This window comes from Dokdonia sp. LLG6352-1 (genome assembly GCF_045055815.1).
Lineage (GTDB): Bacteria > Bacteroidota > Bacteroidia > Flavobacteriales > Flavobacteriaceae > Dokdonia > Dokdonia donghaensis.
On record NZ_CP159329.1, the window covers coordinates 603466 to 616603 of the forward strand.

A 13138-nucleotide genomic window follows, 5' to 3' on the forward strand; every position below is an offset into this window, starting at 1 on the left:
TTTCTTATTTATAGCTTCTTTGTTTTACTTCAATATTCTCATAGTTGAGCTCTTCTTTATGCAATACTGCATCTTTTGGCGCTCCTTTGTATTCCCAAGCAGATACGAATGTGAAGTTTTCATCATCACGTAGTGCTTCACCTTTTTGTGGCCCGTCTAGCTCTACAGATTCTTCTCTAAAGTGACCTCCACAAGACTCATTACGAGTAAGTGCATCTTTTGCAAATAGCTCTCCTAACTCTAAGAAGTCTGCTACACGCAGTGCTTTCGCAAGCTCTTCATTAAACTCATTTTGAGTACCTGGCACTCTTACTTCTTTATAGAACTCATCACGTAATGCAGAGATCTCATCTATGGCGCTCTGTAGGTCTGTCGCATTACGAGACATTCCACATTTGTTCCACATAATCTTTCCAAGCTTTTTGTGGAAATAATCTACTGGTTTAGATCCTTCATTATTAATAAGCGCATCTACCTGCTTACGCACGTTTTGCTCTGCTTCTTCAAACTCTGGAGTTTCTGTTGAGATAGGTCCCGTACGTATATCGTGTGATAAGTAGTCACCTATTGTATATGGTAATACAAAGTATCCATCTGCAAGACCTTGCATAAGTGCAGAAGCTCCTAAGCGGTTTGCACCGTGGTCTGAGAAGTTTGCCTCACCTATTGCATATAGTCCCTCTACAGTAGTCTGTAAGTTATAATCTACCCATAGACCTCCCATTGTGTAGTGTACCGCTGGGTAAATCATCATAGGCGTGTTGTATGGATCTTGATCTACAATCTTGTTGTACATCTGAAATAAGTTACCATACTTTGTTTTTACAACTTCTTGACCAAGTTTCTTTACAAGTGCTTTATCATTTGCATCAAGGTGTTGTACATAAGCTTGCTCTTTACCATAACGCTCTATTGCTGAAGCAAAGTCAAGATAAACAGCCTCTCCTGTTTTATTTACACCAAAGCCTGCATCACAACGCTCTTTTGCCGCTCTTGAGGCAACATCACGAGGTACAAGGTTACCAAATGCTGGGTAACGACGCTCTAGGTAGTAATCTCTATCTTCTTCCTTAAGATCTGTAGGCTTAAGACGCCCCTCGCGTATTGCGATTGCATCTTCTTTCTTTGCAGGCACCCATATACGACCATCATTACGTAGTGACTCAGACATAAGGGTAAGCTTAGACTGGTGATCACCAGATACTGGGATACACGTAGGGTGTATTTGAGTATAACAAGGATTTGCAAAGTAAGCACCACGTTTGTGAGCTTTCCAAGCAGCAGTTACGTTAGACCCCATCGCGTTAGTAGAAAGATAGAATACGTTACCGTATCCTCCAGTTCCTAATACAACGGCGTGCGCACTGTGACGTTCTATCTCACCTGTGATTAAGTTACGCGTTATAATACCACGTGCTTTTCCGTCTACTTTTACGACGTCTAGCATCTCGTGACGGTTATACATTTTAATCTTACCACGACCTATCTGACGGTTCATTGCAGAGTAAGCACCTAGTAATAATTGTTGTCCTGTCTGACCTTTTGCATAGAAAGTACGACTTACGAGCACACCTCCAAAAGAACGGTTGTCTAATAGTCCACCATAATCACGTGCAAAAGGAACTCCTTGTGCAACACACTGGTCAATAATATTTGCCGAAACCTCAGCAAGACGATATACGTTAGACTCTCTAGAGCGGTAATCACCACCCTTTACCGTATCATAAAATAAACGGTATGTTGAGTCTCCATCTCCTTGATAGTTTTTTGCAGCGTTTATACCTCCTTGTGCAGCAATAGAGTGTGCACGACGAGGTGAATCTTGAAAACAAAAAGCTTTTACGTTATACCCAAGCTCTGCAAGCGTTGCTGCTGCAGATCCTCCGGCAAGACCTGTACCTACAACAATTACATCTATAAGACGCTTATTTGCAGGGTTTACAAGATTAATGTCATTTTTATGTTTTGTCCACTTATCAGCTAGTGGTCCTTGAGGTATTTTAGAATCTAATGCCATAGCTATATTTTTTAGTGAGGGATTTGGTTAAAGTGTAAGTACACAGCAATAAGTATAAAACCTACTGGTATTGTAACTGCCCAAACCTTTGCAAATTTTGAAAGTCCTTTTGAGTATGCATTATTAAACCCTACAGACTGAAAAGTAGAAGCAAACCCGTGCCATAAGTGTAGTGCTAGTAATACAAATGATATTACATAAAGTGCTACACGCACTGGGCTTTCAAACTTATGCACAGTCTCTGCATAATATCTAGTAGGGTCTTCTGGAGCAAACTCAACATATTTATGAATCATCTCTGGAATCCAGAAATCATAAAAGTGAAGACCTAAAAATGCAAGAATCACCAGTCCTGATAAAATCATATTACGAGAAGTCCAAGGTGCTGCTTCTCCTCCTTTGTAATTTGCATACTTGATAGGACGCGCTTTTCTGTTTTGTATTTCAAGCACGAAGCCCATCACAAAGTGAAATACCACTCCAAAAATTAATACAGGTTGCAATGCAAACTGCACAAGTGGGTTTGTACCCATAAAGTGGGACCAAGCATTAAACGTATCTGGATCAATTACAGCTGTACTGTTGATCACGAAGTGTTGTGTCAAAAAGATCACAAGAAAGAGTCCGGAAAGTGCCATTGCTACTTTACGCCCTATTGAAGATTTTAATAATCCGCTCATTTAGTTTTAGTTTGGAATAATCCCAACAAAAATACGGCGCAAACGTTGTTTTGGCAACCTTAGAGCGTTTGTATTCTCGCTATTTAGAATCATTATAAAAACCTTAACGTGGCTGTTCAAGATTTAGCAATCACCTCTTACGTAAACCAATGTTTGATTAAACACTTTCAAAATTTTTGAAAAAGGCTTTTACCACATAAAAAAGCCCATTACATCTTGCGAGGTAATGGGCTCTAAAAGCAATTTAAATATCCTGCTATTTGACTAACAGCGTTGCAGTTGCAGCTTCTGTATTACCTCCGCCACCGTCTAAAACAACAGTATATGTTCCTTTAGGGAGATAATATTTACCATTTTTAGTTTTCTTAATATTAAGAGAACTATCTGCTTTTTCAAGATGTTTTTTTCCTTTTTCAGTAATTGTAAGGTCATATGAGACTTGGTTAATTCCCGCTGCTGGATTTACCGCCATACGCTTTAGCTCCTTTCCTTCTGTACTTTTTACGACTAACTCGTATTTACCTGCGTTGCTCGTGTAGTAACTTATAGGCGTAGATGGCTCAAAAGGATCAGACCAATTACTCCAGCTTGTTCCCCATCTTCGGCTATGCTCAACTTCGGCGATATCAAAAATCTCTGCCGTTTTATTAAGAGACACATTTTGAATAGCACTAAGATCTGTTCTGTAGATGCTTCTTCCGTGGGTACCTAGCAAGAGATGGTTTGCTTTCTTTTGGATTTTCATATCGTGCACGGCTACAGCTGGAAGTGGTGCTGTACTGTCTCCAGATTCCGCTTTCGCGAAAGCGTGATAAGAATTACCACCATCTAGACTCACATAAGCACCATTATCTGTACCTACATAAACGATATTATCCTTTACTGGATCTTCTACAATAACATTTACCGGAGACATAGGGATGTTTGCCGAAATGTCTTTCCAAGTCTCCCCATAATTATCAGAAACATAGACGTAGGTTTTAAAATCATCCCATCTGTATCCATTAAGGGTTACGTATACACGCTCTTTTTTATGCTCACTTGCCACAATGCGAGATACCCATAAGTCTTTTGGCAATGTACCTGTAATGTCTTTCCAGTCGTCACCTCCATTAGTCGTTACACTTACCTTACCATCATCACTACCTGTATAAATAAGTCCAAACTCAAACGGAGATTCTGAAACTGTAGCGAGTGTACCGTAAGCGACGTTACCCGGCTTACCGCCGTTAGTAAGATCTGGGCTTATGGCTACCCAGTCATCACCTTGATTCATAGATCGCATTAACTTGTTACCACCCAGATATAAGATGTCTTGATTATGACTACTTAGTAAGATAGGCGTCTGCCAGTTAAAACGATAAGGCGTTTCTCCTAACTCGTGCTTGATATCAAATCTCTTGTTTTCGCCCGTCTCGCGGTTAATACGATAATAACTCCCAAATTGAAATCCAGTGTACACAATATTTGCATCTCTATTATCTACCTGCACTTGCATACCATCTCCTCCCATAATCATCTCCCAAGGGTACTGCCCTCTTTGCAACCAAGATTTATCTTGTGAGGCATTGCTAGGTGCAACCCATACCCCATTATCTTGAAGACCGCCATACACGTTGTAAGGCTCTTGATTATCTACCTGTATGTAGTAAAATTGCCCCACAGAAGGGTCGTTTGCTTTTATCCAGTTTGCACCATCATCATAACTTATGTTTACACCACCGTCATTACCATTTATAAGGTGATTTTCATTTTTTGGATTAATCCATAATGCGTGATGATCTGAGTGTACATTTTCTGCACTTATGCTTGTAAAGGTTTTACCTCCATCTTTAGACTTTACAATAGGTACTCCGTAAATATAGATATCTTCCTTATCTGACGGATTTACATTAATCTCACCAAAGTAATAGCCATAACTATAGTAAAGCGCATCTATGTAACCTTTATGTGTTTTTTTCCAGGTCTTCCCTCCATCATTAGATCTATAAACCTCTGCCCCTACTACAGGTGTGTCAAAAAGCTGCGTGTTTGCCGTTTGTAAATAGGTTGCAATATCTGCAGGCACAGCATCACCTTGTCTCACAATAGACTTTACGTTTGCCGCTCTGTACTTTTCTTGAAAGCCGTTAGACTTTAAAAAGTTATCGAGTCGCTTATTATCTAAGCTTAAAAACTGAGCAACACTCATTGTCTTAAAATCATCTTTATATAAAGCATCAGATTTTTGTGGTCGTTTCTTACCCTCTTCTCTTCTAAACTGGCTATCGTGCACAGCATACACCGTATTTTTATCATACACGGCAAGACCTATACGGCCTACTCCTTTACCAGCGGGAAAGCTATATAACTTTGTCCAGGTGTCACCAGCATCTGTACTCTTGTAAATACCAGAGCCACTACCAGAGCCTTCAAAATTCCACGCCTTTCTATCCTTCTCCCAAGAAGAAGCATACATAAGGTTAAAATCATTTGGATCATTATCTATATCAATAATACCAGAGGCATCATCTACATACAGGGTCTTTTTCCAGGTGAGGCCACCGTCTGTAGTTTTATAAACTCCACGTTCTTCATTTTTTGAGTACAAGTGCCCCACTGCGCCTACCACAACCTCATCTGGATTTTCTGGATTAATAAGGATGCGCCCTATATGGTGCGAGTCTGTAAGACCCATATTTTTCCAAGTCTTGCCACCATCTGTAGATTTGAGAAGACCTATCCCTGCATAACTAGAGCGCGATGCATTATTTTCTCCCGTACCTACCCAGATAGTATTACTAGGCCAGTGTACTGTTACTTCTCCTACGTTTTGTGTAGGAGCATTATCCATCACTGGGGTAAATGTGGTCCCATTATTATTAGTATACCACAACCCTCCAGAGGCATAACCTACATAAAACTCTGATGGCATATCTGGATTAATTGCTAGATCTACCACACGGCCACTCATAATAGAAGGACCTATGTTTTCAAAAGGAATATTTTTTACAAGACTATTTTGAGCTGCTAGCATTTTTTCTTTAACAGCCTGCTCTTGTTGTTGCGTTGTAGATGCAGCTTGCTGTGAGTTTCCATTTGCAAGCGCAAAAAGCAGCGCTCCAGATGCTAGAAAGTAACGTATGTTCATTTGGTTTGGATTTTATAAGGCAATGAAAATACGCAAAGGACTTATTTTAAGAAAACTTTTGGATTTAGTTTAACAAGTGTGAGTTCTTTTTTGGGGTTATGAGTTGTTACGCTTTCGCGAAAGCGTACCCAAATTTGTATTTTTACATTCTAATCTAGAGTTACAATGAAATACGACCTTATAGACAACGCACTTTTTATAAAAAATCGCAAGAACTTTATGGCCCAAATGAAGCCAAATAGTCTAGCCGTTTTTAATAGTAATGATATTTACCCCGTGAGTGCAGATAGCACACTCCCTTTTGAGCAACACCGTGATATTTTTTATCTAAGTGGTGTAGACCAAGAAGAGTCTGTGCTTGTTATGTTTCCGGACTGTCCAAAAGAGAAGTACCGCGAGATTCTTTTTGTAAGAGAAACAAATGATCATATTGCTGTCTGGGAAGGTGAAAAACTTACCAAAGAAAAAGCCACAGCTACTTCTGGAGTTAAAACGGTACTCTGGCTGCAAGACCTAGAAAAAGTATTTGCAGAACTTATGACCTATGCAGAGACAGTATATGTAAATACTAATGAGCACTACAGAGCAAGTGATGAGACAGAGACTCGTGAAGATCGCTTTACAAAATGGTGGAAAGCGAAGTACCCTGCTCACAGTGTAGCAAAGAGCAACCCTATCTTACAACGCCTGCGCTCTGTAAAAGATCAAATTGAGCTAGACCTTATGCAAAAGGCTTGCGATATTACTAATAAAGGTTTCCGTCGTGTGCTTGGATTTGTAAAACCTGGGGTATGGGAATATGAGATTGAGGCAGAATATATACACGAGTTTTTAAGAAACCGTTCTAAAAAGTTTGCATACACACCTATTATTGCATCTGGTAATAATGCAAACGTACTACACTATATAGAAAACAACCAGCAATGTAAGGCTGGAGACCTTATCCTTATGGATGTAGGTGCAGAGTATGCAAATTACTCTAGTGATATGACGCGCACCATACCTGTGAGTGGTCGTTTTACAGATAGACAAAAAGCCGTTTACAATGCTGTTTTAAAAGTAAAAGACGAGGCTACAAAACTCCTAGTACCAGGAACTTTATGGGAGCAATACCACGTAGAGGTAGGTAAGATTATGACTTCTGAGTTACTAGGCTTAGGGCTACTAGACAAGGTAGATGTACAAAATGAAAACCCAGACTGGCCAGCATACAAGAAGTACTTTATGCACGGCACTTCTCACCACATAGGTCTTGACACGCACGACTATGGTTTACTACACGAACCTATGCAGGCAAATCAAGTCTTTACCGTAGAGCCAGGAATTTACATTCCAGATGAAGGTTTTGGGATTAGACTAGAGGATGATGTAGTTATCCAAGAGTCTGGCGAGCCTTTTAATCTTATGCGTGATATCCCTATCACAGTACAAGAAATAGAAGATTTAATGAATAGCTAGACACGCTAGTTACATCATATAAAAAGCCCATCATTTATAAAAATGATGGGCTTTTGTTTTTATTAGATTCTCTAATTAAGCAACTGGGGTTGCAAACATATATTCTTGTAATAAAGAAAGTGCTCGTTTTTTATCTTCTGTGGCAACCAGTATAGATATGTTATGATCACTCCCTCCAAAGGAAATCATACGCACTTGCACATCTTGCAATACTTGGAATAGTTTATGCGTATCTGGATGACGGTTTACCGCATTACCCACTAAGCATATAATACTTTGCTTATCATCTACCACAACTTGTGAGAATTGAACAAGCTCAGTTAAAATGGCATCAAGATTACTCGTGTTATCTATGGTAAGTGACACTGCGATTTCTGATGTGGTAATCATATCTATTGATGTCTCGTAGCGTGCAAATACGTCAAACACTTTGCTTAAAAAACCGTGGGCGAGTAACATTTTGCTCGACTTTATTTTGAGTGCTGTTATACCATCTTTGGCAGCTATTGCTTTGATTCCTTCACCTTGTGATCTGTGCGTTATCACAGTACCAGACGCATCTGGCTCCATTGTATTTTTTAAACGTAACGGGATGCGCGCCTCTCGCAAGGGCTGTACAGTCTGAGGGTGTAATATTTTTGCACCAAAATAAGCGAGCTCTGCCGCCTCATCATAACAAAGGGCACCTATTGCTTTTGTCTCCTCTACAAACCTCGGGTCGTTGTTATGAAAACCATCTATATCTGTCCAGATTTGCACCTCGCTAGACTCAATTGCAGCACCTACAATGGTTGCTGTATAATCGCTTCCTCCTCGTTGTAGGTTTGATATCTCACCACTATAGTTGCGACATATAAAGCCCTGAGTGATGTAAATGGTATGCTGACCCGCGTTTTCTATCACACGCTCAAGATTTTGACGTATATAAAACTGGTCTGGCTCATTATCCTTATCTATTCTCATAAACTCTAATGCTGGTAATAAAGCAGCACTAAGGCCTTCTTGTTGTAAAAAGTGACAAAATATAAATGTAGACAACAACTCACCTTGAGCGACAATAGCTTCTTCCATTTGCAAAGTGATTTCCTTCTCTACCGTGATTCTCTCTACCTCTGCAAACACCTCATCTACATATCCTATAACCAGAGATTTAATATGTTTATCTGTAAACAATTGCTCAATAACATCATCATATCTAGATTGTAAATCTCCTCTTGTTTTATGTGCTGTAGCTACGTCACCTTCTCGTGCTGCAGTTGCAATAGCAACAAGAGCATTTGTAGTACCAGACATTGCAGATAATACAACAATTTTAGGTTGAGGTGAGTCTATGATATGACGTACAGACACCATATTTTCTAGAGATCCTACTGAGGTTCCTCCAAATTTTAATACTTGCATAGGTTACATTTTTATACAAATGTATTTCTGTGACTCATTCTAACCGCATAAATGAAGAAAATAGACTAATTTTGAACAAAATGTTAACTATATAACGATTTGAATACAATATCAGATTGCGTAGCGGCTATTATTGCAAAGCAGCCCTACCTAGAAGAAGCATTATCTCAAAAGATAATAAACTATGCCGCACTGGCCGAAAACTTAAATCCGCTGGTGTCTAAGATGCTTAAAAAGCCTGTAAAGGATGGTGCTATACTTATGGCGTTGAGACGATATGCTTCTCCTACAGATACTCAAAAATCATTACGACTCAAGGAGGTCCTTAATGGACTAGGTGATATCACGGTGCGATCAAAACTAATCGTTTTTACATTTCAAAACTCTGGAACTCTTATCCAAAATCACGCTCAGATACTTAGTACCATCGCTACAAACCAGCAAGTTTTTTACACGTTTACACGCGGTATACACGAGAGCACACTTATAAGCTCTGCTAGTGAGGAGGCACACATAAGAGATCACTTTAAAACAGAAAACATACTCAATTTTCAAGGCAACCTTTCAGCTATAAGTATACGATTGCCGCAAGGTAACACAGCTGTTGCTGGCTTATATTATCAGATTTTTAAACGCCTTGCTTGGGAAGGTATATCGCTTCAAGAGGTAATTTCAACTACAAATGAATTTATAATTCTGGTAGAAGATGAGCTTGTAGACAGAGCATTTTCTGCCATTAAAAAATTACAATCTTAAGTAGTACGCTTTCGCGAAAGCGTTAAAACATTTACCGCAATAAGTGTTATCACAGCAGGCAATAACCAGCCTAAGCTTACCGTGCCTAGGGGTATAAATTCTTGTATACTCTTCATTTGCTCACTAAAGCCTAATGATGCCCAGAAATCTGGCGCGCTAAATAAAATAGTCGCAATCACTACAGACCTAAATACAAGTACCGTTGTCCACTTATCTGGTAAGGCATTGAGTATAATCAACACAATGGTTATAGGGTAAATAAACATAAGTGCAGGTACAGCTACGGCAATAATAGACATTACATCTAGCTGTCCCATTACCACGCCCAGCAAACAACCTAGTACCGCAGTTATGTTATATGCAAGTTGCGAATTATTAAAAATTCCTTTTACAAAATCTGATGTACCTGTGACAATACCTACTGCCGTTGTAAAACAGGCAAGACTAACTAATACCGCAAGTACTCTACTACCCACAGCTCCTAGTGTGTCTACACTAAGCATAGATAATAAAGCCGTGCGATCTGTCACTTCTGCACCTCCGCTACGCAAAGCACCTAGATAGATAAGGCCGCCATAAATAAATAACAATCCTAAGCCAGCAATGATTCCTCCTTGTGTGATGATTCTCTTATTTTCGGTAGGGGTGCTGTTTTTAAAACCTAATGATATGACAATTACACCTCCTACTACAACACCTCCTATAGCATCAAAAGTTTGATAACCCTCAAGTATACCGCTCGTAATTGTATTGTCAAAAATAGAAGCGCGCATAGGCTCATATTCTCCAAAAAGCCCTACACCTATTACAATAGCTAGAATAATTAATATAGCTGGAGTGAGGTACTTACCTACAATGTCCATCATTTTTGATCTATTGAGCACAAAAACTAAAACAAGAATAAAATAGAGGCTACTTAAGGTTAAACTAGAGATATCAAAATATGGCTGTATGGCCATCTCATAAGTCACAGATGCGGTGCGAGGCGCTGGCAGTGCAATAGAGATGGCATAAACAATTACACCATATAATAAAGCAAATAGTGGCGATACCTTTTTTGCAAAGTCTAGCATTGTACCTTGCAATCTAGCGTGCCCATAAATGGCGAGTATAGGTATCACAACTGCAGATACAATAAAACCTAAAAGTACTAGCCACCACGAGCTGCCGGCGTTATAACCTAAAAATGGTGGTAAGATTAAATTACCCGCGCCAAAAAAAAGAGAGAACAGTGCAAAGGCTGTAATGAAGGTTTGTTTGGTCATTCTCATAGGTTGCTTGATATTTGCCCTCCAATATAGAACTAATGACCATTAACCACAAAGGTGCTTCCATTTTTTATACAGATACAGGATCTGGTACACCTATTATTTTGCTTCACGGTTTTCTTGAAAACCATACTATGTGGAACGCTATACAAAGTAAACTTGCATCTCGACATAGAGTCATTTGCATTGACCTTTTGGGACACGGTGCTTCTGGTCATACTGGGTATGTACACACTATGGACGATATGGCGGCCGGTGTACAAACAGTGGTTGACTCTCTAGCAATCACAAAAATGCATCTAGTAGGCCACTCTATGGGTGGTTATGTGGGTCTCGCTTTCGCGAAAGCGCAACCAGAACGTATCACATCACTTTGTTTACTTAACTCAACACCGCTACCAGATGACGACGAACGCGTAGCTTTGCGCACAAGGGCAAATAAGATGGCAAAAACACAGTACGAGCAGCTAGTACGTATGTCTTTTACAAATCTTTTTGACCCCAAGACAAAAGCAAAACACCGCAATCAAATAAGTGAAGCTCTAGATCACGCATTAAAAACTCCTGTACAAGGATATATCGCAGCTAATAGTGGAATGCAAGTACGTGAGGACCTCAGCGCTTTTTGGAAAAAAGCTCCCTTTGCACAAGGGATGATACTAGGAACTAAAGACTGGATTATAAATGCAGAAACTCATAAAGACCACTTTGAGAAAGACATAGCATTTTTTAAAATCATAGATAGTGGTCATATGTCTCATATCTCGGATACTGAAAACGTGACTAATTTATTGGAAGAATTTGTGACCAGTACAAGTCATTGAGACTGGTAAATCATTATATATTTAAGTTCTAATAAGCATAAAAAGATGGTTTGATGTCTAATCTTCTATGTTTGTAGCCTTGTAAATCGTTAAAACACTTTAACATATAAATTAATTTTAGTGCTTTTAGTCGATATGTTTGTGTATTTCATAGATATTTATTTACTTTGATATCCCAAATCATAAGAAATGAAATCCCTAGAACTCAAACCCCAACAACCTAAAAGAAATCAAATAGCCGCTGTTGCGTGTAAAATATTTGGACACAAGTATCGTATTACGAAGCGTTACCAGTCACATTTAAAAGAATTTGAATGTACGCACTGTAAAAAACAATATACGCTAGATGGTTACGGTCACTACACCCCACTTACTCCAAAAATGCGTCGCATTAATGAGGTATACGAAAATTTTTACATCACTAAAATGTCACGTACTTCTTAGTCTTCATTAGAAAGTGCATTCCAACCACGAGCTATAAGAGGTATCTTAGTATTTGCTCTTGTAATAAGGTGAGCTCCTTCTTTTTCTTCGGTCATATGGCCTATGATTGAAAAATTAGGGTTTGCCTTAATTTTTGGAAAGTCTTCCTGTTTAATAGTAAACAGCAACTCATAATCTTCACCACCACTTAATGCGATGGTTGTGCTATCAAGTTCAAACTCTTCACAACTACTTATCACTTGTGGATCTAGCGGAATTTTATCCTCATACAGATTACATCCAACACCTGAATTTTTACAGACGTGTAATATCTCTGATGACAAGCCATCACTCACATCTATCATAGATGTAGGCTGTACTTCTAGGGATTGTAAGATAGATTTTACATCCTTACGTGCTTCTGGCTTAAGTTGTCTTTCTATAAGATAACTATATTGCTCAAGGTCTGGCTGGCTACTTGGGTTTACTTTAAAAACAGCTTTCTCTCTTTCTAAGATTTGTAGCCCCATATATGCTGCTCCTACATCTCCAGATACTACAAGTAAATCACCAGCCTTTGCTGTAGATCTTTTAGTTAATTCTTCTGGTGTTGCTTTACCTATTGCAGTAACGCTTATAACAAGACCTACGTTAGACGAGGTTGTATCTCCTCCTACTAAGTCTACCTTATAATTATTACACGCAGTTTGTATACCCGCATATAACTCCTCTATTGCCTCTAGGGGAAATCTATTAGAAACTGCTATTGATACGGTAATCTGTGTAGCCTCTGCATTCATCGCATAAACATCAGATAGATTTACCATTACTGCTTTGTACCCAAGGTGTTTTAAAGGCACATAGCTTAGATCAAAATGCACCCCTTCTACAAGCAGGTCTGTAGTAACCACAACCTGCTCATCTGGAAAATTGAGAATTGCAGCATCATCACCCACACCTTTTACAGTAGATGTATGGTGTATTTTAAAGTGTTTTGTAAGGTGGTCTATAAGTCCAAACTCACCTAATTCTGACAATGATGTACGCTCTTGATTTTTATCTTCTAACATAGCCGCAAAGATAATCAAACCTAATTCTAAAGATCAATAAAAACTAATTTGACAGCTAGGTAAGTGTTAAATAGAGTAATCCTTTGTAGGGAATTACTCATCTCACTTGTT

The 13138-nt window shown here is 39.0% G+C and carries 10 protein-coding genes; 4 read left to right on the forward strand and 6 right to left on the reverse strand.

The annotated features are described in order from the left end of the window. Nucleotides 1–4: 4 nt before the first annotated feature. The 3 genes from ABVM49_RS02740 to ABVM49_RS02750 all read right to left on the reverse strand — a co-directional run bounded on the left by ABVM49_RS02740 (nucleotide 5) and on the right by ABVM49_RS02750 (nucleotide 5827). Nucleotides 5–2017, reverse strand: a complete 2013-nt coding sequence (locus tag ABVM49_RS02740; protein WP_380033721.1) for a fumarate reductase/succinate dehydrogenase flavoprotein subunit — start codon at nucleotides 2015–2017, stop codon at nucleotides 5–7. An 11-nt stretch (nucleotides 2018–2028) separates the two neighbouring features. Then, the gene (locus ABVM49_RS02745) at nucleotides 2029–2697 is read right to left on the reverse strand and encodes a succinate dehydrogenase cytochrome b subunit (RefSeq protein WP_405202924.1); all 669 of its coding nucleotides are present in this window, start codon (nucleotides 2695–2697) and stop codon (nucleotides 2029–2031) included. Nucleotides 2698–2953: 256 nt separating this feature from the next. Further along, a complete protein-coding gene (locus tag ABVM49_RS02750; protein WP_405202926.1) occupies nucleotides 2954–5827 on the reverse strand; it encodes a WD40/YVTN/BNR-like repeat-containing protein in 2874 nt (957 codons plus the stop codon). A 165-nt stretch (nucleotides 5828–5992) separates the two neighbouring features. Here ABVM49_RS02750 and ABVM49_RS02755 point away from each other — a divergent pair, with 165 nt between their 5' ends. Beyond that, a complete protein-coding gene (locus tag ABVM49_RS02755) occupies nucleotides 5993–7285 on the forward strand; it encodes an aminopeptidase P family protein (protein ID WP_405202928.1) in 1293 nt (430 codons plus the stop codon). A 75-nt stretch (nucleotides 7286–7360) separates the two neighbouring features. Here ABVM49_RS02755 and ABVM49_RS02760 read toward each other — a convergent pair whose 3' ends face one another. Beyond that, on the reverse strand, nucleotides 7361–8686 hold the full coding sequence (locus ABVM49_RS02760; protein WP_405202929.1) for an aspartate kinase: 1326 nt from the start codon (nucleotides 8684–8686) through the stop codon (nucleotides 7361–7363). 99 nt (nucleotides 8687–8785) lie between these two features. Here ABVM49_RS02760 and ABVM49_RS02765 point away from each other — a divergent pair, with 99 nt between their 5' ends. Next, nucleotides 8786–9442, forward strand: a complete 657-nt coding sequence (locus ABVM49_RS02765) for a hypothetical protein (RefSeq protein WP_035327077.1) — start codon at nucleotides 8786–8788, stop codon at nucleotides 9440–9442. Here ABVM49_RS02765 and brnQ read toward each other — a convergent pair. Beyond that, nucleotides 9439–10713 (reverse strand): branched-chain amino acid transport system II carrier protein, encoded by a 1275-nt coding sequence (brnQ, locus tag ABVM49_RS02770; RefSeq protein WP_405202931.1) that lies wholly within the window; start codon nucleotides 10711–10713, stop codon nucleotides 9439–9441. The genes ABVM49_RS02765 and brnQ overlap by 4 nt on opposite strands. A 35-nt stretch (nucleotides 10714–10748) precedes the next feature. Here brnQ and ABVM49_RS02775 point away from each other — a divergent pair, with 35 nt between their 5' ends. Together ABVM49_RS02775 and ABVM49_RS02780 are read left to right on the forward strand one after the other, a co-directional pair. Then, complete coding sequence (locus ABVM49_RS02775; protein ID WP_405202932.1) at nucleotides 10749–11534, forward strand: alpha/beta fold hydrolase; 786 nt, start codon at nucleotides 10749–10751, stop codon at nucleotides 11532–11534. Nucleotides 11535–11723: 189 nt separating this feature from the next. Further along, nucleotides 11724–11978 (forward strand): hypothetical protein, encoded by a 255-nt coding sequence (locus ABVM49_RS02780; RefSeq protein WP_405202933.1) that lies wholly within the window; start codon nucleotides 11724–11726, stop codon nucleotides 11976–11978. Here the strand turns inward: ABVM49_RS02780 and thiL are convergent. Then, on the reverse strand, nucleotides 11975–13027 hold the full coding sequence (gene thiL / locus ABVM49_RS02785) for a thiamine-phosphate kinase (RefSeq protein ID WP_405202934.1): 1053 nt from the start codon (nucleotides 13025–13027) through the stop codon (nucleotides 11975–11977). The two genes, ABVM49_RS02780 and thiL, sit on opposite strands and share 4 nt — an antisense overlap. Nucleotides 13028–13138 lie beyond the last annotated feature (111 nt).